At 70.3% G+C, this 24,724-nt stretch carries 27 protein-coding genes; 19 read left to right on the top strand and 8 right to left on the bottom strand.

What is annotated here, in order from left to right:
- The first annotated feature begins 5 nt into the window (after nt 1-5).
- The 8 genes from C8261_RS03825 to C8261_RS03790 all read left to right on the top strand — a co-directional run bounded on the left by C8261_RS03825 (nt 6) and on the right by C8261_RS03790 (nt 9,183).
- Nucleotides 6-356, top strand: coding sequence for a hypothetical protein (locus tag C8261_RS03825; protein ID WP_107492326.1), 351 nt, complete (start codon nt 6-8; stop codon nt 354-356).
- Nucleotides 353-1,399, top strand: a complete 1,047-nt coding sequence (gene hypE, locus C8261_RS03820; RefSeq protein ID WP_107492325.1) for a hydrogenase expression/formation protein HypE — start codon at nt 353-355, stop codon at nt 1,397-1,399. Before C8261_RS03825 ends, hypE begins: the two co-directional genes overlap by 4 nt.
- A 15-nt stretch (nt 1,400-1,414) precedes the next feature.
- Nucleotides 1,415-3,145 carry a hydrogenase maturation protein gene (locus C8261_RS03815; protein ID WP_107492324.1) on the top strand — a complete coding sequence of 577 codons (1,731 nt, stop codon included), beginning with the start codon at nt 1,415-1,417 and terminating at the stop codon, nt 3,143-3,145.
- On the top strand, nt 3,139-4,584 hold the full coding sequence (locus tag C8261_RS03810) for a sigma-54-dependent transcriptional regulator (RefSeq protein WP_107492323.1): 1,446 nt from the start codon (nt 3,139-3,141) through the stop codon (nt 4,582-4,584). The genes C8261_RS03815 and C8261_RS03810 overlap by 7 nt, the downstream gene beginning before the upstream one ends.
- 41 nt (nt 4,585-4,625) lie before the next feature.
- Nucleotides 4,626-5,621, top strand: a complete 996-nt coding sequence (locus C8261_RS03805) for an NADH-quinone oxidoreductase subunit B family protein (RefSeq protein ID WP_107492322.1) — start codon at nt 4,626-4,628, stop codon at nt 5,619-5,621.
- Between the two features lie 2 nt (nt 5,622-5,623).
- On the top strand, nt 5,624-7,075 hold the full coding sequence (locus tag C8261_RS03800) for a nickel-dependent hydrogenase large subunit (protein ID WP_107492321.1): 1,452 nt from the start codon (nt 5,624-5,626) through the stop codon (nt 7,073-7,075).
- 19 nt (nt 7,076-7,094) lie between these two features.
- A complete protein-coding gene (locus C8261_RS03795; RefSeq protein ID WP_107492320.1) occupies nt 7,095-8,450 on the top strand; it encodes a sensor histidine kinase in 1,356 nt (451 codons plus the stop codon).
- A 157-nt stretch (nt 8,451-8,607) separates the two neighbouring features.
- Nucleotides 8,608-9,183, top strand: coding sequence for a HupE/UreJ family protein (locus tag C8261_RS03790; protein WP_107492319.1), 576 nt, complete (start codon nt 8,608-8,610; stop codon nt 9,181-9,183).
- A 69-nt stretch (nt 9,184-9,252) separates the two neighbouring features.
- Here C8261_RS03790 and C8261_RS03785 read toward each other — a convergent pair whose 3' ends face one another.
- Nucleotides 9,253-9,753, bottom strand: coding sequence for a flavin reductase family protein (locus tag C8261_RS03785; protein ID WP_107492318.1), 501 nt, complete (start codon nt 9,751-9,753; stop codon nt 9,253-9,255).
- 120 nt (nt 9,754-9,873) lie between these two features.
- On the opposite strand from C8261_RS03785, the gene mutY reads away from it, so the two are divergent.
- Nucleotides 9,874-10,923 (top strand): A/G-specific adenine glycosylase, encoded by a 1,050-nt coding sequence (gene mutY / locus C8261_RS03780; RefSeq protein ID WP_268987168.1) that lies wholly within the window; start codon nt 9,874-9,876, stop codon nt 10,921-10,923.
- A 10-nt stretch (nt 10,924-10,933) separates the two neighbouring features.
- Here the strand turns inward: mutY and C8261_RS03775 are convergent, their stop codons facing one another.
- The 4 genes from C8261_RS03775 to C8261_RS03760 are packed head-to-tail and all read right to left on the bottom strand — an operon-like array spanning nt 10,934 to nt 14,123.
- Nucleotides 10,934-11,575: a DUF3299 domain-containing protein gene (locus C8261_RS03775; protein ID WP_107492317.1), complete on the bottom strand. Its 642-nt coding sequence runs from the start codon at nt 11,573-11,575 to the stop codon at nt 10,934-10,936.
- 1 nt (nt 11,576) lies between these two features.
- Entirely contained in the window at nt 11,577-12,842 is a 1,266-nt protein-coding gene (locus C8261_RS03770; RefSeq protein WP_107492316.1) for an ABC transporter permease, read from the bottom strand.
- Entirely contained in the window at nt 12,839-13,570 is a 732-nt protein-coding gene (locus C8261_RS03765; protein ID WP_107492315.1) for an ATP-binding cassette domain-containing protein, read from the bottom strand. The genes C8261_RS03770 and C8261_RS03765 overlap by 4 nt, the downstream gene beginning before the upstream one ends.
- A gap of 4 nt (nt 13,571-13,574) precedes the next feature.
- Nucleotides 13,575-14,123 carry a DUF2796 domain-containing protein gene (locus C8261_RS03760; protein ID WP_107492314.1) on the bottom strand — a complete coding sequence of 183 codons (549 nt, stop codon included), beginning with the start codon at nt 14,121-14,123 and terminating at the stop codon, nt 13,575-13,577.
- Nucleotides 14,124-14,271: 148 nt separating this feature from the next.
- On the opposite strand from C8261_RS03760, the gene C8261_RS03755 reads away from it, so the two are divergent.
- The 5 genes from C8261_RS03755 to C8261_RS03740 all read left to right on the top strand — a co-directional run bounded on the left by C8261_RS03755 (nt 14,272) and on the right by C8261_RS03740 (nt 17,446).
- Complete coding sequence (locus C8261_RS03755; protein WP_107492313.1) at nt 14,272-14,697, top strand: Fur family transcriptional regulator; 426 nt, start codon at nt 14,272-14,274, stop codon at nt 14,695-14,697.
- A gap of 67 nt (nt 14,698-14,764) precedes the next feature.
- On the top strand, nt 14,765-14,893 hold the full coding sequence (locus C8261_RS17705) for a hypothetical protein (protein ID WP_268987167.1): 129 nt from the start codon (nt 14,765-14,767) through the stop codon (nt 14,891-14,893).
- An 11-nt stretch (nt 14,894-14,904) separates the two neighbouring features.
- Nucleotides 14,905-15,648 (top strand): metal ABC transporter ATP-binding protein, encoded by a 744-nt coding sequence (locus tag C8261_RS03750; RefSeq protein WP_107492375.1) that lies wholly within the window; start codon nt 14,905-14,907, stop codon nt 15,646-15,648.
- Nucleotides 15,649-15,686: 38 nt separating this feature from the next.
- Nucleotides 15,687-16,511: a metal ABC transporter permease gene (locus C8261_RS03745; protein ID WP_181358837.1), complete on the top strand. Its 825-nt coding sequence runs from the start codon at nt 15,687-15,689 to the stop codon at nt 16,509-16,511.
- A gap of 17 nt (nt 16,512-16,528) precedes the next feature.
- Complete coding sequence (locus C8261_RS03740) at nt 16,529-17,446, top strand: metal ABC transporter solute-binding protein, Zn/Mn family (RefSeq protein WP_107492311.1); 918 nt, start codon at nt 16,529-16,531, stop codon at nt 17,444-17,446.
- 3 nt (nt 17,447-17,449) lie between these two features.
- Here C8261_RS03740 and rhtB read toward each other — a convergent pair whose 3' ends face one another.
- Nucleotides 17,450-18,064, bottom strand: a complete 615-nt coding sequence (gene rhtB, locus C8261_RS03735) for a homoserine/homoserine lactone efflux protein (protein WP_107492374.1) — start codon at nt 18,062-18,064, stop codon at nt 17,450-17,452.
- A gap of 157 nt (nt 18,065-18,221) precedes the next feature.
- On the opposite strand from rhtB, the gene C8261_RS03730 reads away from it, so the two are divergent.
- Both C8261_RS03730 and C8261_RS03725 read left to right on the top strand, forming a co-directional pair.
- Nucleotides 18,222-19,139: a ChaN family lipoprotein gene (locus C8261_RS03730; RefSeq protein ID WP_219905124.1), complete on the top strand. Its 918-nt coding sequence runs from the start codon at nt 18,222-18,224 to the stop codon at nt 19,137-19,139.
- Nucleotides 19,140-19,252: 113 nt separating this feature from the next.
- Entirely contained in the window at nt 19,253-19,690 is a 438-nt protein-coding gene (locus tag C8261_RS03725) for a hypothetical protein (protein ID WP_146161640.1), read from the top strand.
- Between the two features lie 19 nt (nt 19,691-19,709).
- On the opposite strand, the gene ilvD is transcribed toward C8261_RS03725, so the two are convergent.
- Nucleotides 19,710-21,560, bottom strand: coding sequence for a dihydroxy-acid dehydratase (gene ilvD / locus C8261_RS03720; RefSeq protein WP_107492309.1), 1,851 nt, complete (start codon nt 21,558-21,560; stop codon nt 19,710-19,712).
- Nucleotides 21,561-21,710: 150 nt separating this feature from the next.
- Here ilvD and dmeF point away from each other — a divergent pair, with 150 nt between their 5' ends.
- From dmeF to lgt, 3 genes are read left to right on the top strand one after another with little or no spacing between them, the layout of a single operon-like run.
- Entirely contained in the window at nt 21,711-22,730 is a 1,020-nt protein-coding gene (gene dmeF, locus C8261_RS03715; RefSeq protein WP_107492308.1) for a CDF family Co(II)/Ni(II) efflux transporter DmeF, read from the top strand.
- A 56-nt stretch (nt 22,731-22,786) separates the two neighbouring features.
- Entirely contained in the window at nt 22,787-23,464 is a 678-nt protein-coding gene (locus tag C8261_RS03710) for a YceH family protein (RefSeq protein ID WP_107492372.1), read from the top strand.
- 11 nt (nt 23,465-23,475) lie between these two features.
- Nucleotides 23,476-24,279 (top strand): prolipoprotein diacylglyceryl transferase, encoded by an 804-nt coding sequence (gene lgt, locus C8261_RS03705; protein WP_107492307.1) that lies wholly within the window; start codon nt 23,476-23,478, stop codon nt 24,277-24,279.
- Here the strand turns inward: lgt and C8261_RS03700 are convergent.
- Complete coding sequence (locus C8261_RS03700; RefSeq protein ID WP_107492306.1) at nt 24,270-24,710, bottom strand: helix-turn-helix domain-containing protein; 441 nt, start codon at nt 24,708-24,710, stop codon at nt 24,270-24,272. The two genes, lgt and C8261_RS03700, sit on opposite strands and share 10 nt — an antisense overlap.
- Between the last annotated feature and the right edge of the window lie 14 nt (nt 24,711-24,724).

Genomic DNA, 24,724 nt, shown 5'->3' with positions numbered 1-24,724 from the left:
CCACGATGCTGCAAGCCGCCCTGCTCGGCCTGATCGACGAAGCCTGTGCCGAGATCGTCACCCTTACCGAAGAGATCAACGAAGCGGAGTTCTTCCGCAGCCGCCTGACCCACGGCGAAGCCGTCAAACGCCTGAAGGCGGTCGCCCAGGCGGTGGAGCAACTGCCCGACAGCGCGCGCGCCACCATCGCCGAGATCGACTGGGCACGCTGGCAGGAACTGGGCCGGGAGCTCACCGCCGGCGCCGCCGGGCCGCTGGCGGTGTGGGTGGCGGTGCGCGAACTGGCGCCGCTGACCCTGAACTGGCTGCGGGTGTATCAGCAGCAGCAACCCGAACTCTTCCGCCTCAACCCATGAAGCCCGACTATGTCCGCCCCCTCGATCTGCGCAACGGCCGCATCGACCTCAACCACGGCGCCGGTGGCCGTGCCATGGCGCAGCTGATCGAAGAACTGTTCGCGCGCGCCTTCGCCAACGACTACCTCGGCCAAGGCAACGACGGCGCGGTGCTGCCCGCGCCCGCCCCCGGCGAACGCCTGGTGCTGGCCACCGACGCCCATGTGGTGACGCCGCTGTTCTTCCCCGGCGGCGACATCGGCAGCCTGGCGGTACACGGCACGGTGAACGACGTCGCGGTGATGGGCGCACGCCCGCTGTACCTGACCGCCAGCTTCATCCTTGAAGAAGGCTTCGCGCTCGCCGATCTCGCCCGCATCGTGCAGTCGATGGCCGCCGCCGCACGCACGGCCGGGGTGCCGGTGGTCACCGGCGACACCAAGGTGGTCGAACAGGGCAAGGGCGACGGCGTGTTCATCTCCACTACCGGCCTGGGCGCGCTGCCCGCCGGGCGCGAACTGGGCGGCGCGCTCGCCCGCCCGGGTGACGCGGTGCTGGTGTCCGGCAGCATGGGCGACCACGGCATGGCCATCCTGGCGCAGCGCGAATCGCTCGCCTTCGAGTCCGAGATCGTCTCGGACAGCGCCGCGCTGCACGGCCTCATCGCCGCGCTGCTCGCCGCGGTGCCGAGCGTGCGCGTGCTGCGCGACCCCACCCGCGGCGGGCTGGCCACCACGCTCAACGAGATCGCCCGCCAGTCCGGCGTCGGCATGCAGCTCGACGAGGCCGCGATTCCGGTGAACCGCCAGGTCGCCGCGGCCTGCGAGCTGCTCGGCCTCGACCCGCTGTATCTGGCCAACGAAGGCAAGCTGGTGGTGGTGTGCGCGGCCGAAGATGCCGAGGCCGCGCTCGCCGCACTGCGCGCCCACCCGCTCGGCCGCGAGGCTGCGTGCATCGGCACGGCCACCGCCGACCCGCATCACTTCGTCCAGGTGCGCACCGCCTTCGGCGGCCAGCGCATGCTCGACTGGCTGTCGGGCGAACCGCTGCCACGCATCTGCTGAGGAGCGTACCCCGCCATGCGCATCCTCATCCTCACCCACAGCTTCAACAGCCTCACCCAGCGCCTGCATGCGGAACTCATCGCCGACGGCCACGAGCTCTCGGTGGAGTTCGACATCGCCGACAGCGTCACCGAGGAGGCCGTGGCGCTGTTCGCCCCGGAGCTGGTGCTGGCCAGCTTCCTCAAGCGCGCGGTGCCGGAATCGGTGTGGCGCCGCGTGCCGACGCTGATCGTGCACCCGGGCATCGTCGGCGACCGCGGCCCGGCGGCGCTCGACCACGCCATCCAGCAGGGGCTCGCCGACTGGGGCGTGACCGTGCTGCAGGCCGAGGCCGAAATGGACGCCGGCCCGGTGTGGGCGCATGCCGAATTCCCCCTGCGCGCGGGCGCCACCAAGGCCAGCACCTACCGCAATGAAGTCACCACCGCCGCACTGACCGCAGTGCGCGAGGCGCTGGCGCATTACCCGGACTGGCGCGCCGGGCGCTGGCAGCCGCGCACGCAGGATTACGCCGACCCGGCGGTACGCGGCCGCCCGCACGCGCCGATGACGCAAGCCGAGCGCGCGCTCGACTGGGCCACCATGTCGACCCGCGAGATCCTCGCCCGCGTGCACGCCGCCGACGGCTTTCCCGGCGTGCTCGACACCCTGTTCGGCCAGCCCTGCCGGCTGTTCGACGCCCACCCCGGCCCGCGCATCCCGGACGCCACGCCCGGCACGGTGGTCGGCCGCCGCCACGACGCCGTGCTGCGCGCCACGCGGGATGCCAGCGTATGGATCGGCCACGTGCGCCGCGCCGACCACGCCCACCCCTTCAAGCTGCCGGCCGCGCTGGCCTTCGCCGCAGAGGCCGCCGGCCTGCCGGAACTGGCCGGCGCGCAGCCCGCCTACCCGGACATTTCCTACCGCGAATCGGCCGACGGGCGCATCGGCTTCCTCGCCTTCGACTTCTACAACGGCGCCATGGGCACGCCCGAATGCGAGCGCCTCACCGCCGCAGTGCACGCCGCGCGCGCCCGCCCGACCAAGGTGCTGGTACTCAGCGGCGGGTACGACTTCTGGTCCAACGGCATCCACCTCGGCCGCATCGAGGCCGCCGCATCGCCGGCCGACGAATCCTGGCGCAACATCAACGCCATCGACGACCTCTGCCTGGCGCTGCTGGAGACCACCGACCGCCTCACCGTGGCCGCCCTGCGCGGCAATGCCGGCGCGGGCGGCTGCTTCCTGGCGCTGGCCTGCGACGAGGTGTGGGCGCGCGACGGCGTGGTGCTCAACCCGCACTACAAGAACATGGGCAACCTGTTCGGCTCGGAGTACTGGACCTATCTGCTGCCGCGCCGGGTCGGCGAGGCAGGTGCGGCACGCATCATGCGCGAACGCCTGCCGCTCACCGCACGTCTGGCGGCCGAACGCGGCCTCGTCGACCGCGTGTTCGGCGGCACCGTCGAGGCCTTCGAAGCCGGACTGCAGCGCCATGCCGAAGAACTCGCCGCCGCCGCCATCGAAGACCGCATCGCCGCCAAGGCCGCAGGCCGCGCCGCCGACGAGACCGCCAAGCCTCTTTCCGCCTACCGCGCCGAAGAACTCGCCGCCATGCGGCGTAACTTCTACGGCTTCGACCCCAGCTACCACGTCGCCCGCTACCACTTCGTGATGAAGACACCGCATTCCTGGACCCCGCGCCACCTCGCCCGCCACCGCGAACCCGGCTGGCAGGCCACCATGGAGGCCGCCGCATGCTGAAGCGCCTGCCTACCGTGCTGGTGGTCGATGACGAGGTGCGCTCGCAAGAAGCGCTGCGCCGCACCCTGGACGAGGATTTCGAGGTGTTCACCGCCTCCGGCGCCGACGAGGCGCTGGCCATCCTGGAACGCGAGTGGATACAGATCGTGCTCACCGACCAGCGCATGCCCGGCACCTCGGGCGTCGCCCTGCTGCGCGAGGTGCGCGAGCGCTGGCCGGACGCGGTGCGCATCATCATCTCCGGCTACACCGACTCCGAGGACATCATCGCCGGGGTCAACGAGGCCGGCATCTACCAGTACCTGCTCAAGCCCTGGCAGCCGGAACAACTGCTGCTCACCCTGCGCGGCGCCGCCGAACTCTCCCGCCTGCAGGCCGAGAACCAGCGCCTGGCGGTGGACCTGAAGGCTTCCGCACCGGTGCTCGCCGCACGCGCGGGCGAACGCCGCGGCCAGCTGGCGCAACGCTACGCCCTCGACCGCCTGGTGCGCGCGCCCGATTCGCCGATGAACGCGCTGTGCGCCATGGTCGAGCGCCTCGCCGCGCTCGACATCCCGGTGCTGCTCACCGGCGAATCCGGCACCGGCAAGGAGCTGCTGGCGCGTGCGCTGCACTTCGACAGCCCGCGAGCAGGCGAGGCCTTCGTGGTGGAGAACTGCGGCGCCCTGCCCGACCAGTTGCTCGAATCCGAGCTCTTCGGCCACAAGCGCGGCGCCTTCACCGGCGCCTTCGAAGACCGCGTGGGTCTGTTCAGGCAGGCCGACGGCGGCACCATGCTGCTCGACGAGATCGGCGAGACCTCCGCCGCCTTCCAGGTCAAGCTGCTGCGCACCCTGCAGGAAGGCGAGATCCGCCCGCTGGGCAGCAGCCGCACCCAGGCGGTGGACGTGCGCGTGGTGGCCGCCACCAACCGCGACCTGGAAGCCGAGGTGCGCGCCGGACGCTTCCGCGAGGATCTCTACTACCGCCTCGCCGCCTTCACCCTGCACGTGCCGCCACTGCGCGAGCGGCCGATGGACATTGCGCTGATCGCGCAGAGCCTGGCCGACGAAACCGGCGCCGCCCTCGGCCGCCGCTTCGCCCCGCTGTCGCGCGAGCTGGTCGCTTGCCTCACCGCCTGGCGCTGGCCTGGCAACGTTCGCGAACTGCGCAACGAGGTGCTGCGCATGGCGGCACTGGCCGACGGCGACACGCTCTCCGCCGCCCACCTCAGCGCGCGCGTGCTGCGCGCTGCGGAGAGCGAACAGGAGGCGGCGCTGGAACTGATCGACGGCCTGCAGGGCGATCTCAAGACCCGGCTGGACGCGCTGGAGGCGCGCATCCTCAAGGAGGCGCTGATCCGCCTGCGCTGGAACAAGACCCGCGCCGCGCAGGAGCTCGGACTGTCGCGCGTAGGCCTGCGTGCCAAGCTGGCGCGCTACGGGCTGGAGCGCGCCTGAGCGGCATCGCAATTTCCGCCCTGCGGTGGTTCAATACACCCATGAACCTGCTCTGGCTACAGTCCGGCGGTTGCGGCGGCTGCACGATGTCGCTGCTGTGCGCCGATTCCAGCGACCTGCTCGGCAGCCTCGCCGACGCCGGCATCCGCATCCTCTGGCACCCCTCGCTGTCCGAAGAGAGCGGCGCGGAGGCGCTTGACCTGCTCGCCGCCTGCGCCGCCGGCGAAACCCCGATCGACCTGCTCTGCGTCGAGGGCGCGCTGCTGCGCGGCCCCGACGGCAGCGGGCGCTTTCACGTCCTCGGTGGCAGCGGCAAGCCGATGATCGCCTGGGTACGCGAACTCGCCGCGCGGGCGCGCTACACCCTGGCCATCGGCTCCTGTGCGGCATGGGGCGGAGTCACCGCCGCGGGCTCCAACCCTGCCGGGGCCTGCGGCCTGCAGTATGACGGCGAAGCCGCGGGCGGCCTGCTTGGCGCCGCCTACCGCTCCACCGCAGGTCTGCCGGTGATCAACGTCGCCGGCTGCCCGACCCACCCCGGCTGGGTGATCGAAACCTTGATGGCGCTGGCGCTCGGCCAGTTCGACGGCGACGCGCTCGACGCCCTCGCCCGCCCGCGCTTCTTCGCCGACCAGCTGGTGCATCACGGCTGCGCGCGCAACGAGTACTACGAATTCAAGGCCAGCGCGGAGAAGCCTTCCGACCAGGGCTGCCTGATGGAGAACATGGGCTGCAAGGGCACCCAGGCCCACGCCGACTGCAACCTGCGGCCGTGGAACGGCGGCGGCTCGTGCACGCGCGGCGGCTATGCGTGCATCTCCTGTACCGAGCCGGGCTTCGAGGAGCCCGGCCACCCCTTCGTGCAAACCCCCAAGGTGGCCGGCATCCCCATCGGCCTGCCTTCGGACATGCCCAAGGCCTGGTTCGTCGCGCTCGCTGCACTGTCCAAATCGGCCACACCGCGGCGGGTGCGCGACAACGCGGTGAGCGACCACCTCACCGTCACGCCGGCGATCCGCCGCACGGGGCTGAAGTGAGCATGGGCGAGCGCATCGTTCTCGGCCCCTTCAACCGCGTCGAAGGCGACCTCGAGGTGCAGCTCGAGGTCGCCGACGGCCGGGTGGCGGCGGCCTATGTGAACTCCCCGCTGTTCCGCGGCTTCGAACACATCCTGCGCGGCAAGGACCCGCGCGATGCGCTGGTGCTGGTGCCGCGCATCTGCGGCATCTGCTCGGTGTCGCAGTCGGCCGCGGCGGCCGCTGCGCTGCGCGAGGCGATGGGGCTGGCGGTGCCGGCCAATGGCGAACTGGCCGCCAACCTGGTGCTGGCGGCGGAGAACCTGGCCGACCACTTCACCCACTTCTACCTTTTCTTCATGCCGGACTTTGCCCGCGATGCCTATGCCGGGCGGCCCTGGTTCGACGCCGCGCAGGCGCGCTTCAAGGCGGTGCGGGGCACGGCGGCGGCCGAAGCCGTACCGGCGCGCGCAGCCTTCCTGCAGCTCACCGGCATCCTCGCCGGCAAGTGGCCGCACACCCTGAGCCTGCAGCCGGGCGGTTCGACGCGCGCAGTGAGCGCGGCGGAGAAGATCCGCCTGTACGCGCTGCTGCGCGAGTTCCGCCGCTGGCTCGAACGCCACACCTTCGGCGACACGCTGGAAGCCATCGCTGGGCTCGATTCGGCCGCTGCGCTGGGCGCCTGGGCCGCGGCACGCGCGCCGGCCAGTTCCGACCTGCGCCTGTTCCTGGAAATTGCCGACGATCTCGACCTGGCCCGCATCGGCCGCGCCACCGACCGCTTCCTCAGTAGCGGCGCCTATCCGCTTGGCGGCTCGCCGCTGTTCGCGCGCGGGGTGTGGCAACCGGAAAGCGCTGCGGTGGCCGCCTTCGATCCCGACGAGATCCGCGAAGACCTCAGCCATGCCTGGATGCAGGGCGAGGCCCGCCACCCCTGGCGCGGGCTGACCGAACCGGACGCCGACAAGGACGGCGCCTACTCCTGGTGCAAGGCGCCGCGCCTGGCCGGCCGCGTGGTGGAATGCGGCGCGCTGGCCCGCCAGATGGTGGACGGCCACCCGCTGGCGCGCGATCTGGTGGCGCGCGACGGCGCCAGCGTGCTGGCCCGCGTGGTGTGCCGCCTGCTGGAACTGGCCCGCGTGCTGCCGGCGATGGAACGCTGGGTGCAGGCCCTGCAACCGGGCGAAGCCTTCTGCGCGCAGGGCGCACTACCCGACGAGGCCATCGGCTGCGGCCTGGTGGAGGCCGCGCGCGGCGCGCTGGGCCACTGGCTGGTGATCCGCCACGGGCGCATCGCCAGCTACCAGATCATTGCCCCGACGACCTGGAACTTCTCGCCGCGCGACGCCGCCGGCACCCCCGGCGCGCTCGAACAGGCGCTCGTCGGCCTGCCCGCTGCCGACGCCCGCGTACCGCTGGCGGTACAGCACGTAGTGCGCTCCTTCGACCCCTGCATGGTATGCACCGTGCATTGAGCAGCCTACACTACGCCCGATGAGCACGCCCCCCAAGCCCCCCGCCCCGCTGCAGCACACCGGCCACCCCGGCGAACTGGTGGGCGTCGGCGAGGACGTGTGGATGGATGTCATCCACAAGATGGACGAGGTGTATTCCGACCTGCTGCAGTACGAGGTCGCCCTCGAACAGAAGAACGCCAAGCTGGAGGAATCGCAGCAGTTCATCCTCTCGGTGCTGACCTCGATGTCCGACATCCTGGTGGTGTGCGACCGCAACGGCCTGATCGAGGACGTCAACCGCTCCCTGCTCGACTTCACCGGCAAGGAGCTGGCCGCACTGCGCGGCAGTTCGGTGTTCGACCTCTTCGCCGACGATGTCGCGCGCGCCCAGGCGCGCCACCTGCTCACCCTCTATGGCGAGGCCGGCGTGCATGATTGCGAGCTGCCGCTGCGCGCGCGCGACGGCAGTACCGTGCCGGTGTCGCTCAACTGCACGCCGCGCTACAACGCCGTGGGCAAGTCGCTCGGCATGGTGGTCACCGGCCGTCCGGTGGGCGAGCTGCGGCGCGCCTACCAGGCCCTGCGGCAAGCCCACGAGGACCTCAAGCGTACCCAGCAGCAGCTCCTGCATTCGGAGAAGATGGCTTCGCTCGGCCGCCTGGTGGCCGGGGTGGCGCATGAGCTCAACAACCCGATCAGCTTCATCCTCGGCAACGTCCATGCGCTGCAGCGCTACGCCGCGCGCCTGGAGTCCTACCTCGGCGCGCTGCACGCCGGCGAGGCGCCCGAGCGACTCGCCGCACTGCGCGCCGAACTGCGCATCGACCGCATCGTCGCCGACCTGCCGCCGCTGATCGAAGGCACCATCGAAGGGGCCGAGCGCACCCGCGACATCGTGGATGGCCTGAAGCGCTTCTCGGCCATCGACCGCGACGAGCAGCAGTGCTTCAATCTCGCCGAGATCATCGAGCGCGCGGTGCGCTGGGTGTGCAAGGTCACCCGCGAGGGCTTCCGCGTTCAGGTCCGCCTGCCGGCGGAGATTCCTGTGCGCGGCTCGCCCGGCCAGATGCAGCAGGTGATGATGAACCTGGTGCAGAACGCCTGGGACGCCACCGCCGAACTGCCCGCGGCGTGGCTCGACATCGAGGCCACGATCGACGACGCCCGGGTGATGATCCGCTTTCACGACAATGGTCCGGGCATCGCCGAACACCACCTCGCCCACATCTTCGACCCCTTCTTCACCACCAAGCCGGTCGGCAAGGGCACCGGGCTGGGGCTGTCGATCAGCTACGGCATCGTCGAACGCCACGGCGGCCAGCTCTCCGCGCGCAATCACCCCGCAGGCGGCGCGGAACTGGTGATCGAACTGCCGCTCACGGCACCGCCATGAGCGGACAGGCTCTGACCGCTGCACCAACCCGCCCGGCAAGTTCCCATCCAGCAACGAGGTGTCCGGCCGGCCGGTTCGCTGCGCGGGAGGCCGCCACAAGGCTGGCACGCAACTTGTTAGCACCTATCCACCCCGTCCAAGCATCTCAGGAGGCAGCATGAACCCCAACCGTACGCTGATCACGCTGGGCCTGGTCCTGGCCAGCAGCACCGCCCTGGCCCACCCTGGCCACGAACAGGCCAGTTTCTTCTCCGGACTCGGCCACCCGCTGGGCGGCTTCGACCATCTGCTGGCCATGCTTGCGGTCGGCCTGTACGCCGCCCGCCAGTCGGGGCGGCAGCGCTGGGCACTGCCCACGGCCTTCGTCCTTGCCATGCTGGCGGGGGCAGGGCTGGGTGCCCTGGGCATCATGCTGCCTGCGGTGGAGGCCGGCATCGCCACCTCGGTGCTGGTGCTCGGTCTCCTGATCGCCTTCGCCGCGCGCCTGCCGGTGGCCGCCGCGCTGCCGCTGGTGGCGACCTTCGCGCTGTTCCACGGCCACGCCCACCATGCCGAAATGGGCGAAGGTACGCTGGCGACCTACGCGGCCGGCTTTGCGCTGGCCACCGCGGCACTGCACGGTGCGGGCTATCTCGTCGGCCGCTGGGTGCCGCAAACCTTGTGGGCGCAGCGCCTGCAACGCGCCGCCGGCGCCTTCATCGCGGGCGCGGGAGCCGTCTTTCTGGGGGCCTGATCGCCCCGGCCGATGCGACACGGGAGGTGGCCATGGCCACCTCCCGTGTCGCTTGTACGGCATGCCGTTTCACGGCGCCAGGCGCCGGTAGGCCCCGCCATGGAAGAGCAGCGGCGGGCGGTCTTCGCGATCGAAGTTGACCACCTCGCTGACGAACAGCACATGATCGCCGCCCGGGTGGCGCTGGGTGTTGCGGCACTCGAAACGCGCGCAGCAGCCACGCAGCAAGGGCGCGCCGCCCAGCCCCTCGTCAAACTCCAGGCCGGCGAAGCGGTCGTCACTGCGGCTGGCGAAGCGCTGCGAGAGCTCCTGCTGATCTTCCGCCAGCACGTTGATGGCGTAGTATTCGCAGGCTTCGAACACCGCCAGGCTGGGCAGGTGGGCCGACAGGCTCCACAGCACCAGCGGCGGATCGAGGGACACGGAGTTGAAGGAATTCACCGTCAGGCCGACCGGCGCGCCATTGGCGGCGCGGGTGGTGACCACCGTGATACCGGTGGCGAACATGCCCAGCGCGTTGCGGAAATTGCGGGTGAAGTCTTCGTGGGTATAGTAGTTCTGGGCTGACATGAGCGTCCGGAGTGCGGCGCAGGGCTGAACACCCGGCCGTGATTTGGGTGAATTGCGGATTATCGCCCCGAAGACCGCTTCCGTCGACTCTTTGCTGCACCGCAACAACAGGAAAACCCCTTGTCCAAGCAAGACTTTGCAAGCCGCCTGATGAGCTGGCAGGCCAGCCACGGGCGCCACGACCTGCCCTGGCAACACAGCCGCGACCCCTACCGGGTGTGGCTGTCGGAAATCATGCTGCAGCAGACCCAGGTGGACACCGTGATGCCCTATTACGGGCGTTTCCTCGCCCGCTTCCCGACCCTTGCCGATCTCGCCGCAGCCCCTCAGGAGGACGTGCTGGCGCTGTGGAGCGGGTTGGGCTACTACGCCCGCGCGCGCAACCTGCACAAGGCCGCGCAGGTGGTGATGGAAGAGCACGGCGGGATCTTTCCGCGCACTGCCGCCGCGATCGCCGCGCTGCCCGGCATCGGACGTTCCACCGCAGCGGCGATTGCGGCCTTCTGCTTCGACGAGCGCGCCGCCATCCTCGACGGCAACGTCAAACGCGTGCTTTGCCGCGCCTTCGGCATCGAGGGCTTTCCCGGCAGCCGTGCGGTGGAACAGACGCTGTGGGCGCTGGCCACCGAACTGCTCCCCGAGCGCGACCCCGGGCGCTACATCCAGGCGCAGATGGATCTCGGCGCGACCGTATGCACGCGCAGCAAACCGGCCTGCACACGCTGCCCGCTGGCCGCCGACTGCGTCGCCCGGCGCGACGGGCGCTGCGCCGAACTGCCCACCCCGCGCCCGCGCAAGGCGGTGCCGCGGCGGCAGGCCGATGTCGTGGTGGTGCGTGCGGGCAACGCCGTCCTGGTGGAACAGCGCCCGCCCGCGGGCATCTGGGGCGGCCTGCTGGCCCTGCCCGAGGCGGGCGCGGGCGGCGCCGCGGCATGGACCGCACAGCGCTTTGGCAGCGCAGCGCCTGCGGCGGCAAGCCTGCCGGCGCTCACCCACGCCTTCACCCACTTCGTGCTGGAGATCCGCCCCTGGCTGGTCGACCTGCGCGCCCCTGCCACGCTCGCCGGCGACGGCACGCTGCGCTGGCTGGCGCTCGACACTGTAGACGCTGCCGCGCTGCCGGCGCCGGTGCGCACCATCCTGAAAAGCCTGCCGCGCAGCGCCGGGTAGCCGCCCTGCCTCACTCGGGCAGGGGCTCGGTATCGACGTATTCCTCGACCTTGATGCCGCGCAGCTGGTAGCCGGCGCTGCCGAGGGCGGAGTCGATGCGGGCGACGGTGAGGATGCCGCTCACCCACACCGGCACCATGTTCCACTTCGCCGGGATGGGCTGGTCGGGCATGACGTGGATGAGCTGGTTGACCGGCGGCGGCGGCACGTGGATGCAGGCGCCGAAATAGGGCACCAGCAGGAACTCGCGGATGGTTCCGCCATCGCCTTCGAGGGGGACGACGAAACCGGGGATGCGGATGCGGCGGCCGTTCATCTTCTCCACCACCGGAGCGCGGTCCCACTCTTCGCGCAGGCGGCGCATGAGATCGATGGCGCGCGGGTCGCTGTCGAGCATCTCGTCCAGATTGACGTCGGCGAAGAGTGCCTGCGGGTCCCATTCGGGCGGCAGCAGGTCGTCCCATTCGATCTCGGTAAAGGTATCGCTGCCGGCGCGCTGGGCGGGGTTCAGGCGGTCGCCGACCTGATAGGCGGGCTGCGCCGCCGGCGCCGCGCCGCGCTGCGCCTGCGCATCGGGCAGCAGCCAGACGAGGAGCGGGACGGCGGCGAGGAGCGCGAGCAGGCCGGTAAGGAGGGCGGGACGCAGTTTCATGTCAGATCCGGATGGTCATGCCGTCGGCAAGCGAGTAGCGGTAGGCCCGCCACCCCGGCACCAGGCTGGCGAGCAGGGCCACGGCGAGCACTGCGCCGAGCAGGCGCCACTCCGCCGGCGTTGGCCACCCGGCACTCAGCGGCAGGCCATAGCTGGCCTCCAGCCACGGCCCGACGACCAGTACCGTGGCACTGAGCAGCATGATACCGAGAATGCAGCCGGCGAGGCCGAGGAAGGCGCTCTCCAGCGCCAGCAGCCGGAACACCTGCCCGGGGCTGGCCCCCAGGGCACGCAGGATGGCCAGTTCGCGACGGCGCTCGCCGAGGCTGGCGATGACCACCGCCACCAGGCCGGCGAGCCCCACCGCCACCACCAGCGCGGACACTGCCAGCAGCGCACGCTCGGCGATCTCGATGACCCCCCAGAGTTCCTGCAGGGTGGCGCCGGGCAGCACGGCGAGCAGCGGCTCGTCGGCCCAGGTGTTGATCTGGCGCTGCACGCGGAACACCGCAACGCGCGACTTCAGGCCCACCAGTGCGGCGGTGACGCTCTTCGGGCTGAGGTCGAACTTGCGCACATGCTCGGCGGCGATGTTGACCCCGGGCATGCGGGCTCCGCCCACCCAGTCCACGTGGATGGCCTCGATGCCTTCGAGGCTGACCAGCACCGAACGATCCACCGGCGTGCCCGTGCGCGCCAGCACGCCGGTGATGGTGAAGGGCTTGTCGTCGTGGTGGGCGAAGCTGACCTCGCCGGCGCCGTGGCTGACGATGATCTGCTGGCCGACGCGGTAGCCGAAACGCTCGGCGACCTCGGCACCGACCACGGCATCGAAGATGTCGGCGAAGGGCTGGCCGGCAGCAAACTCCAGCCCATGGCCGCGGCCATAGCGGTAGTGCTCGAAGTACGCCGTGGAGGTACCGACGACGCGGAAGCCGCGGTGCGAATCCCCCAGCGCGATGGGCACCACCCAGTCGACGTCGGGCAGTGCGGCGATGCCTTCGATGCTCTGCCAGGAGACATTGTTGGTGGCGTTGCCGATGTGGAACACCGAATACAGCAGCAGCTGCACGGGGCCGCTGCGCGCGCCGACGACGAGGTCGGTGCCGGAGATGGTGGACGCAAAACCGGCGCGGGCGTCGTGGCGCAGGCGCTCGACGCCGAGCAGCAGGGCGACCGCCAGTGCCACCGAGATCACCGTCAGCAGCGCGGTGAGACGGCGGTTGAGGAGACTGCGCCAGGTCAGGTGCCAGACTGCGAACTTCATCGCTGCACTCCGCCCGCGCGGTTGATCTCCGCCAGCGCCACGCGGCGGTCGAAACGCTCGGCGAGGCGGGCATCGTGGCTGACGAAGAGGAGCGCGGCGGCGGCGGCGCTGCACTCGGCAAGAAGCAGGTCGAGAAAACCGCGCTGACGGTCGGCATCGAGTGCCGAGGTCGGCTCGTCGGCGATCACCAGCGGCGGACGGCCGATCAGCGCGCGGGCGGCGGCGACACGCTGCTGCTGCCCTACCGAGAGCTCCGCCGCGGGGCGTTCGAGCAGCGCACCGTCGAGGTCGAGGCGCGCGGCCAGGCGCGCCACCTCAGCGGCCGGCGTGGTGCCGGCGCCCGCCACCCGCGCACGCCGGGCCGCGGAAAAACGGCACGGCAGGAGGATGTTGTCGCGCGCCGAGAGATAGGGAATGAGGTTGAAGAGCTGGAAGACGAAGCCGATGTGATCGGCGCGAAAGCGGTCGCGGCGCCCGCCGCGCAACGGCCCCAGCACCTGCCCATGGACGCTGACGCTGCCAGCCTGGGGATCGAGCACACCGCCGATCAGCGACAGCAGGGTGGTCTTGCCGCTGCCGCTGGGGCCGTGCAGGAACACCCGCTCGCCGGCGGCGAGGACGAAATCCTCAATCAACAGGCAGGGCGCCGTCGCCCGCGGCCAGGTGTAGGACAGTTGCTGCAGGGCGACGGCAGGCGCGACCGCGGGGGTCGCCGGGGGTGCATTCATTGACTCACAGGGGCAGCTTGTTGCGCGTCCGCGTCAGTGTTGCCGAACCCTGGCCGCGCGGCGTGGCGCTCTGCACGCGCACCCGCTCCATGCGCGGGAAGGCTTCGCCGAGGCGCGACTGCAGTTCGTTGAGGGCGGCAGGGTTGGCACATTCGAGGACGTACTCTACGTGCATGTCGCTGTGCGCGCCATGATCATGGCCGTGGTCGTCGTGCTTGTGACCGTGATCGTGAGCATGGCCGTGGTCGCCCTGCGGCCACGGCGATTCCACGCTGACGTCGGTGAGCGCGCAGCCTGCCGCCGCCGGCAGCACGAACAGCGCGGGGAAGTCGCGCAGACGGGTCTCGGCATCGGCAAGGGCCTTCTTCTGCGCCGCAGTGCGGGGCTCGTGCTCGAAGCCGACGAGGTTGTCGAGCGGCGTCTTCAGGGCAATCGCCAGCTGGCTGCCGTCGACGGCCACCTCCAGATCGGCAACGCCGTGTTCGTGAGCACCGTGGGCCATGACGGCAGGACTCAGGGCAAGCGCGAGCAGCGCCGGCAGCAGTCTGTTCATGTGATATCACTCCGTGGTCGTATGAAGGCGGGTCGCAAACACGCCGCACACCTTGGCAAGGCTGCAGCGCGGGGTTATGTTCGACGAGGTGCCGACCGCACAAATGCTACAATGTTGCATCAGCAATCGCAAATCGCCCCCGCCCGCCATGCCCGACACCCGCCCCAGCGCCCGCGAACTGATTGCCGCCCATGGCGGCCGCGTCACCCGTGCGCGGGTGGCGGTTCTTGAAGTGCTGGGCAGCGCGCACACCCCGCTCAGCCACGAAGGCATCGCCAGTGCGCTGGAGGAAGGGGGCGAGACCTTCGACCGCGTCACCCTCTACCGCACCCTCGAATGGCTGGTGGAGCAGGGCATCGCCACGCGCATCGCCGGCAGCGAACGGGCATGGAACTTCGAACTGGTGGATCGCCACGGCCATCACCATGCCCATTTCCACTGCCAGCGCTGCGGCCGCGTGACCTGCATGGAGGAAGTCGCCCCTGCCCTCGCCGGCGCCCTGCCGCCCGGCTTCAGCCTGGCACAGGCGGAACTGGTGCTGCACGGCGCCTGTGCGGAATGCAACCGCAGCTGAACCCCTCCCTTGCCTTTGACGCAACTGCGTTGCAACATTCATCCCCTTCCCGCCGCCAGCCTCCCCGATGAAATCCCATTCCCACCACGCCCGCCCCGCGGCCGGCCTGCTCACCAGTGGGCTCGGCGCGCGTCTGGCGATCAGCCTGGGCTGCGTCGCCGCGCTGTGGGCGGTGGTGCTGTGGGCGCTGCGCTGAACCCGCCCGGCATGCTGCGTTTCGACAACCTCACCCTGGGCTACGACCGCCACCCGGCCGTCCACCACCTCAGCGCCGACATCCCCGCCGGCAGCCTGCTGGCGGTGGTCGGCCCCAACGGCGCAGGGAAGTCGACGCTGCTGAAGGGCATTGCCGGCGAACTGCGCCCGCTTGGCGGACAGATTCTCGTCGATCCCGCGGCGCGCGCCACCCTCGCCTACCTGCCGCAGCGCGGCGATCTCGACCAGGCCTTTCCGATCTCCGTCTTCGACATGGTGGCGATGGGCCTGTGGCGCGAGATCGGCCCCTTCGGCAAGCTGCGCCACAGCCACCTGCACCGTATCGAGGCCGCCCTCGCAGCCGTCGGACTGAGCGCTTTCGCGCGCCGCGCGGTGGGTTCGCTGTCGGGCGGACAGTTGCAGCGCGCACGCTTTGCCCGCCTGATCCTCCAGGACGCCGCGCTGATCCTCCTCGACGAACCCTTCGCCGCACTCGACGCACGCACCGTGGAAGATCTCACCGCCACACTGCTGCAGTGGCAGCGGGAGGGGCGCACCATCCTCACCGTGGTGCACGACTTCGATCATGTCCGCCGCCACTTTCCCACCTGCCTGCTGCTGGCACGCGAGGCGGTGGCCTGCGGCCCCACCGCGGAGGTGCTCACCGAACCCCTGCTGGCGCGCGCGCGCCAGCTCTCCGAAGCATTCGACGAACAGGCCGCGGTGTGCCGGCGCGAGGACGAGGAGCATTCGTGATCGAGTTCTTCGTCCAGCCCTTCATCGACTTCGAGTTCATGCGCCGCGCGCTGGCGGGCTGCCTGGCACTGGCGCTGGGCGCCACCCCGGTGGGGGTGTTCCTGCTGCTGCGCCGCATGAGCCTGATGGGCGACGCCATGAGCCACGCCATCCTGCCCGGCGCCGCGCTCGGCTATCTGGCCTTCGGCCTCTCGCTGGGGGCGATGACCGTCGGCGGCATCGTCGCCGGCCTGGTGGTGGTACTGGCCGCCGGGGTGGTGACGCGTGCCTCGGTGCTCAAGGAAGATGCCAGCATCGCCACCTTCTATCTGCTCTCGCTCGCCGCCGGGGTGATGATCGTCTCGCTGCGCGGCAACAACCTCGACCTCCTCCACGTCCTCTTCGGCTCGGTGCTCGGCCTCGACGACCACTCGCTGCTGCTCATCGCCGCCATCGCCAGCCTCACCGTGCCGGCGCTCGCCGTGCTGTTGCGGCCGCTGACCCTGGAGTGCTTCGATCCCGCCTTCCTGCGCGGCGTCAGCCGCCTCTCGCCGGTGGCCCACTACGGCTTCCTGATCCTCGTGGTGTTCAACCTGGTGGCCGGCTTTCACGCCCTCGGCACCTTGATGGCGGTGGGCATCATGATCCTGCCCGCCGCAGCCGCGCGGATCTGGACACGCAGCCTCGGCGCCCTGCTCGCCTGCGCGGTGGGCATCGCCTTTGCCAGCGCAGTGGCCGGGCTGCTGCTGTCCTTCCACGCCGACGTCCCCGCCGGCCCGGCGATCGTGCTGATGTGCGGGCTGGCCTACCTCGTCTCGCTGCTCCTCGCCCCCGGCGGCCTGCTCGCCGGACGCCTGCCGGTGCGCAAGCACCTCGAATCCTGACCCTGTACCGACCCGCCATGATCTCCAAGCTGCTGCGCCTGCTGGCCCTTGCCACCGCCACCCTCGCCCTCATCGCCCAACCCGCACGTGCCGAGCGCATCGAGGTGGTGGCGAGCTTTTCCATCCTCGCCGACCTCGTCGCCCAGGTCGGCGGTGAGCGCGTCAGGGTCCACGCCCTCGTCGGCCCCGATCAGGATGCGCACGGCTTCCAGCCCCGCCCTTCGGATGCCCGCCTGGTCGGCGCCGCCGATCTGGTGGTCGCCAACGGTCTCGGTTTCGACCACTGGATCGAGCGCCTCGCACGTTCTGCCGGCCAGCGCCGGCCGGTGGTGGTCGCCAGCGCCGGCATCGACGCACTGAAGGCGGCACACCACCATCACCATGGCCATCACCACGATCACGGCGACCTCGACCCCCATGCCTGGCAGGATGTCGCCAACGTGCGCCAGTACGTGCGCAACATCGCCGCCGCGCTGAGCGCTGCCGACCCCGCCGGCGCCGAGCTTTACGCCACCAACGCCGCACGCTACGACGAGGAACTCGCCGCCCTCGATGGTGACATCCGCGCGGCGCTCGCGGCGCTGCCGGAAGAACGCCGCAAGGTGGTCAGCTCACACGCCGCCTTCGCCTACTTCGAGCGCGCCTACGGCATCCGCTTCCTCGCCGCCCACGGTGTCGCCAGCGGTGCGGAGCCGAGCGCCCTGGGCATCGCGCGGCTGATCCGCCTGATCCGCACGGAAAAAGTGCCCGCGGTGTTCATCGAGAACGTCTCCGACCCCCGCCTGCTCGAGCGCATCCGCGCAGAAAGCGGCGCCCGTGCCGGCGGCACCCTGTATTCCGACGCGCTGTCGGCCGCCGACGGCCCGGCGCCGCACTACCTGACGATGATGCGGCGCAACCTCGCAACCCTGCTGGAAGGCCTGCAGGCCGACTGAACCCTACTTCGACGACACCGCCAGCGCCGCCCCGGCGCCGACGAAGAGCCCGCCGAAGACGCGGTTCTGCAGGCGCAGCGCGCGCGGATTGCGCAACAGCGGACGGAAGCGCGTCGCCAGGCCGGCATAGCACGACATCACCACGGTATCGACCGCCACCATGGTGGCGCCGATGATGACGAACTGCAGCAGCTGCGGCTCGCGCGGATTGATGAACTGCGGCACCAGCGCCGCCATGAAGATGATCGCCTTGGGGTTGGTCAGGTTGACCAGCAGTCCCTGCAGCACCAGCCCGCCGCGCCGCTGCTGCGCGGCGGCGTCATCCACCGCCTCCGGGCGCGCGCGCCACTTCTGCACCCCCAGCCAGACCAGATAGGCGGCACCGGCGATCTTGAGCACCACAAAGGCCGTCGCCGAGGTCGCCAGCACCGCCCCGAGGCCGAGGGCGACCACCCCCAACTGCAGCAACAGCGCCAGCTCCAGCCCGCAGATCGCCCGCAGCGCGGACCCATAGCCATGACGCAGCCCGGTTGCCATCGACAGCACAGCGCCCGGCCCCGGCGATACCGCAATGACGATGGCCGCGACCAGAAAGGCAATCCACAGACTCAGGCTCATTTCACTCTCCACAGCGCCCTGCACGCGGCCCTTGCCGCAGTGCAAAAACAGCAGCATCGCGCTTCCCGGCAGAAGGCGCAAGCACCGTCGACGCCGGCGAATGAACCCCTGTGCCGCGTGGGGGTCGCAGCTGCATGCCGTCTGCGGAAGCTACCCGATGAAAGCCGCCCCCTGGCTCACCGTCCTCGCCCTTACTGCCTGCGTTGGCGTGATGCCCCCGGCGCCTTCGGCGCTTGGCGCGGCCTGCGTCGCCGATGGCGGCTGGGTGCGTCCGGGCGTTGGTGCGGTTGACGGCGCGACGCTGATCGACGAGCTGGCCGACGCCGCGGTGGTGCTGCTCGGCGAACGTCACGACAGCGCCGCCCACCACCGCTGGCAGCTCGACACCATCACGGCGCTCCATGCCCGCGGTGCGACGCTGGTGATCGGGCTGGAAATGTTCCCGCGCCGCGTACAGCCGGCGCTCGATGCCTGGGTGCGCGGCGAGCTCGACGAGGCGGAATTCCTTACCCGCAGTGACTGGGCCAAGGTGTGGCGCATGGACGCTGAGCTGTACATGGACATCTTCCGCTTCGCCCGCGAGCGGCGCATTGCGCTGCGCGCGCTGAACGTGGAGCGGGCGCTGGTGCGCGAGGTCGGGCGCGCCGGCTACGACGGCGTGGCGCCCGAGCGGCGCGAGGGCGTGGGACGTCCGAGCGCGGCACCGCCGGCCTACCGCGCCTGGCTGCAGGATATCCGCCGCGCCCACCACCCGGCAGCGAGCGACGACGCGGCCGCCGCCGCGCGCTTCGTCGATGCGCAGCTGCTGTGGGATCGCGCGATGGCCGAAGGCATTGTCGCGGCACGCGCCGAACATCAGGGGGCAGTGGTGGTGGCACTGATCGGCAGTGGCCATCTGCGCCACGGCTGGGGGGTACCGCATCAGCTCGCCAGCCTCAGTGTGGTCAACGCCGTCATCCTGCTGCCGTGGGACCGCGACAGCCGCTGCGCCGAGCTGGTGGACGGGCTGGCGACGGCGGTGTACGGCATCGGTCGGCCACCCGGCGCAGACGCTTCCGGCAGGCAGCGGCACTGAACCCTCGGCGCAGCGCGGCCGATGCGCTATCCTCGGACGAAGGGCGTGTCGCAGGCCGGCGCGCATTCATGCAGCACCACGACGGGAACGCCGTTGCAGGGAGCGAAGTTCAGATGACATTCCGTCCGCACGGCTCGGCCGACATCGAGGTACACGGCCAGATCCTCATCGCCCGCATCGTCGGGCCGTGGAACATCGAGCTGATCCGCCATTACCAGACGCTGATGAAGGACCATCTGCCCACGCTGAGCGCAGGCGGACCGTGGGCGCTGATCATCGAGATCCACGGCGCCGCCATCTGTCCACCCGATGCCCTCGCTCAGATCAAGGCCGGGGCGGTTGCCCACGCCACCCAGTCAAGGCGGGTGTGCACGAGCTACGTGATCGCCCCCGATGTCGAGGGTCATCACGTCATGGACCGGGTGTGGCGCGAAATCTACGCCGGACTGATCCCTTTCGAGATCTTCGAGACGCGCGCGGCGGCAATGGCCTGGAGCGCGGAGCAACTGGCCCGCCACCAGGATCAGGCAAGGGGCGCGCCGGCCAGTTGAGCCGGCGCGCCCGCGACGCTCAGCGCTGGACCTGGCTGACGTCGCGCACCGCACCGGTGTCGGCACTGGTGGTGAGCGCGGCATAGGCCTGCAGCGCGGCAGAGACCACGCGCTGGCGATTCACCGGCTTCCACGCCGCGGCACCTTTGGCCTCCATCGCCGCGCGCCGGCGGGCGAGCTCCTCGTCGCTCACCGCGAGGTGGATGCGGCGGTTGGGGATGTCGATCTCGATGCGGTCGCCATCCTCGACGAGGCCGATGGCACCGCCGCAGGCCGCTTCCGGCGAGGCGTGGCCGATCGACAACCCGGAGGTGCCGCCGGAAAAGCGCCCGTCGGTAAGCAGCGCACACTGCTTGCCGAGGCCACGGCTCTTCAGATAGGAGGTCGGATAGAGCATCTCCTGCATGCCGGGCCCCCCCTTGGGGCCTTCGTAGCGGATCACCACCACGTCGCCGGCCTGCACCTGCTCGCCGAGGATGCCTTCCACCGCGTCGTCCTGGCTTTCGTACACGCGTGCGGTGCCGGTGAACTTCCAGATCGACTCGTCCACCCCGGCGGTCTTGACGATGCAGCCCTTCTCGGCAATGTTGCCGTACAGCACCGCCAGCCCGCCATCGGCGGTAAAGGCGTTGGCCTTGTTGCGGATCACGCCGCGGGCGCGGTCCATGTCGAGTTCGTTCCAGCGCCGGTTCTGCGAGAACGCCACCTGGGTGGGCACACCACCCGGGGCGGCGAGGAAGAAATCGAACACCGACTTGTCATGGGCCTGCATGATGTCCCAACGCGACAGCGCCTCACCGATGGTCTTGCTGTGCACCGTAGGCACGTCGCGGTGGAGCAGACCGGCACGGTCGAGCTCTCCGAGGATGCCCATGATGCCGCCGGCACGATGGACGTCCTCGATGTGCACATCGGCCACCGCCGGCGCGACCTTGGACAGGCAGGGCACGCGGCGGCTGATGCGGTCGATGTCCTTCATGGTGAAATCCACCCCGGCCTCGCGCGCCGCAGCCAGCAGGTGCAGCACGGTGTTGGTGGAGCCGCCCATGGCCACATCCAGGCTCATCGCATTCTCGAAGGCCTCGAAGCAGGCGATCGAACGCGGCAGCGCCGTGGCGTCGTCGTGCTCGTACCAGCGCCGGGCCAGGTCGACGATGCGGCGGCCGGCCTCCCTGAACAGCTTCTCGCGGTCAGCATGGGTGGCCAGCGTGGTGCCATTGCCGGGCAGCGACAGACCGAGCGCCTCGGTGAGGCAGTTCATCGAGTTGGCAGTGAACATCCCCGAGCACGAACCGCAGGTCGGACAGGCCGAGCGCTCGACGGCGGCGACCTCCTCGTCGGAGCAGTTCTTGTCGGCGGCCTTGATCATGGCGTCGATGAGGTCGAGCGAGAGCACCTTGTTCTCCCACTTCACCTTGCCCGCCTCCATCGGCCCGCCGGAAACGAAGATCACCGGAATGTTGAGGCGCAGCGCGGCCATCAGCATGCCCGGAGTGATCTTGTCGCAGTTGGAGATGCACACCAGCGCATCGGCGGTGTGGGCGTTGCACATGTACTCGACGCTGTCGGCGATGAGGTCGCGCGAGGGCAGCGAATACAGCATGCCGCCGTGGCCCATGGCGATGCCGTCATCGACCGCGATGGTGTTGAATTCCTTGGCTACCCCGCCGGCGGCCTCGATCTCGCGGGCGACCAGCTGGCCGAGGTCCTTGAGGTGCACGTGGCCAGGGACGAACTGGGTGAAGCTGTTGGCAATGGCGATGATGGGCTTGTCGAAATCGCCGTCCTTCATGCCGGTGGCGCGCCACAGGGCGCGGGCACCCGCCATGTTGCGGCCGGCGGTGGAGGTACGGGAACGGTACTGGGGCATGGCTGTGACTCCGCGGGGTGCAGCACGAACAAGAGATTGATTGTACAGTGCCGGCGCGCGCGCGCCACTGGCTTGCGGGGACGCGCACGGAGGATAAAATGATTCTCGTTGATGTCTCACCTCCACATGCCCGACCTCTGCGGAAATCCCATGAACGGCAAGGCCCTGCCCGCACTGACTCCCGCCTGCGAGACCGCGCGCAGCACTCGCCACCCGCATGACTTCGGCCAGGGCGCGCGCCGCAAGGCGGAAACCCGCACGCTGCTGGTAACCGTGCTGACCCTGGTGACGATGGTGGCGGAGATTGCCGGGGGCTGGATCACCGGCTCGATGGCGCTGCTCGCCGACGGCGTGCACATGGGCGGACACGCGCTGGCGCTCGGTCTTGCCACTGCCGCGTACTACCTTGCCCGCCGCCATGCCCGCGACCGCCGTCTGAGCCTTGGCAGCGGCAAGATCGGCGATCTCGCCGCCTTCACCAGCGCGCTGTTCCTCGGCGCCACGACGCTGTGGCTGATCGTCGAATCCACCCACCGCCTGCTCGAACCGCAGCCCCTGCGCGCGGTCGAGGCGATGGTGGTGGCAGTGATCGGCCTGGCGGTGAACCTGCTCTCGGCCTGGCTGCTCGCCGGCAGCCACGACCACTCTCATGACCACGGCCACGATCATGCCCACGGACACGATCCCCACCATGCCCATGCCCCGCAGGACAACAACCTGCGCGCGGCGCTGGTCCACGTCATTGCCGACGCGCTGACTTCAGTGGCGGCCATCGTCGGCCTGCTGGCAGCCTGGCTGTGGGGCTGGCAGTGGCTGGACCCGGTGATCGCGCTGGTCGCGGCGCTGGTCATCCTGCGCTGGGCCGCCGGGCTGCTGCGCCAGACCGCGGCGGTGCTGCTCGACGTCGAAGGCCCGCAGGCCCTGCGCGACGAAGTGCGCGAGCGCATCGAGAGCGTGCCCGGCACCCGCATCGTCGATCTGCACCTGTGGTCGGTCGGCCAGGGGGCGTGGACGCTCACCGTCAGCGTGGTCAGCCACGCCCAGGCCTCGCCCGCCGACTATCGCGCGCGCCTGACCGGGCTGGCCAACCTGCACCACCCCATCATCGAGGTCCAGCCTTGTCAGCGCTGCGCCGCGCCGGCCAGCTACAGCTACCGCCCACGGCGCTGAAGGGGGCGCCCTGCGCTATCATGGGGCGCTTCGCTACCGCACCGTCTGCCGCCGCCATGGACAACACCGCCGCCACCCCGTCCGCCGAGGGCTTCGACCTCAGCCCCGAAGAGATACGCGTGCTCGGGGTACTGATCGAGAAGTGTTTCGTCACCCCCGACAACTACCCGCTGTCGCTCAATGCGCTGGTCGGTGGCTGCAACCAGCTCACCGGCCGCGAGCCGGTGATGAACCTCTCCGAAGAGGCCGTCCGCGACGCCGTTGACAGCCTGATGGCGCGCCGCCTGGTGTCGCAACGCGACCAGGCCAGTGCCCGTGTGGCCAAGTTCGAACATCAGGTCCGCCTCCGTCACTCCCTGCCGCCTGGCGAGCAGGCCGTGCTCGCCACCTTGCTGCTGCGCGGTGCGCAGACCGCTGGCGAGATCCGCCAGCGCTGCGAGCGCATGCACCGCTTCGGCGAGATTGCCGAGGTCGAGGCCATCCTCGACCATCTGGCGGAAAAGTACCCCCCGATGGCCATCGCCCTGCCGCGCGCGCCGGGAACCAAGGAGGTGCGCTGGGCCCACCTGCTCGGCGGCGAGGCGGCGCTGCCGGCGATGGTCGAAGGTGCCGGCAGCGCAACGCCGGGCGGGCGCGGGCGGATTGCCGAACTGGAAGAGGAAGTGCGCACCCTGCGTGCCGAGGTGGAGGCGCTGCGCGAGGAATTCGCCGGCTTCCGCGCCCAGTTCGAGTAAGCCCCACGGCCATGCTGACCCATCCTCACTTCAACCCCGTCGCCCTCACCATCGGCCCGTTCAGCGTGCATTGGTACGGGCTGATGTACCTGCTCGCATTCACGCTCTTCGTCGTCCTCGGCCGCCTGCATGCGCGGCGGCGCCCGGAACTGGGCTGGGACGGCCAGCAGATCGACGATCTGCTGCTCTACGGTGTCCTCGGGGTGATCATCGGCGGACGCCTGGGCGAGGTGCTGTTCTTCGAGCCGGCCTACTACTTCAGCCATCCGCTGGAGATCGTGCAGATCTGGAAGGGTGGCATGAGCTTCCACGGCGGCTTCCTCGGCGTGCTGGTGGCGATGTGGCTGTATGGCCGGCACCACGCCAAGGGCTTCTGGGCAGTCACCGACTTCATCGCCCCGCTGGTACCCACCGGACTGGCCGCGGGACGCATCGGCAACTTCATCAACGGTGAGCTGTGGGGGCGCCCGGTGAGCAGCGAGCTGCCGTGGGCGATGATCTTCCCGTGGGTGGATGCGCTGCCGCGCCACCCCTCGCAGCTCTACCAGGCCGCCGGCGAGGGTGTGCTGCTGTTCGTCGTCCTGTGGGTGTACGCTGCCCGGCCGCGGCCCCTGCGTGCAGTATCGGCGGTGTTCCTGATCGGCTATGGCTGCCTGCGTTTCGCCGCGGAGTTCTTCCGCACTCCCGATCCGGGGATCTTCGCCGGTCTCGTTCCCGGGCTCAGCACCGCGCAGTGGCTGTGCGTGCCGATGGTGGCGGTCGGGATATGGCTGCTTGCGGCGAGCCGCAAGGCACCCGGCGCAGTTCAGCGATAACGCGCCGGGAGGGCATCGCCCTCGGCAGCGAGGGCGCTCAGACAGGCGGGAAGCTCGTCGACGGTGACCACCTGGTCGGCTCCCAGGGCACGCGCGGCACGCGCCGGCACGGAGTCGGCCTCCGGCACCACCGAGACGATGCGCGCATAGGGGGCGACACGCTTGATCAGGCCGACGAAGCGTGCCGGCTCGGCCACCGAGATGCGCCAGTCGAGCACCGTCACATCGGGGGCGAGAAGGAAGAAGAGCTGCATGGAGCGGCTCTCGCTGTCGGTCCACCCGACCAGTTCGATGTCCGGCGAATCGGCGAGGAAGCGCTCCAGCGGACCACTGCGCAATGCCGGCGGTGCCGCCAGCAACACGCGCAAAGGGGCCTTGCCGGCAGCGGCGCCGGAAGGCAGGCGGGCGTTGTGGGCGAGGGCAGCGGACATGTCAGACGGGCAGC

This window comes from Pseudothauera lacus, assembly GCF_003034845.1.
GTDB lineage: Bacteria > Pseudomonadota > Gammaproteobacteria > Burkholderiales > Rhodocyclaceae > Pseudothauera > Pseudothauera lacus.
This window is presented reverse-complemented; position numbering and strand designations above follow the sequence as displayed.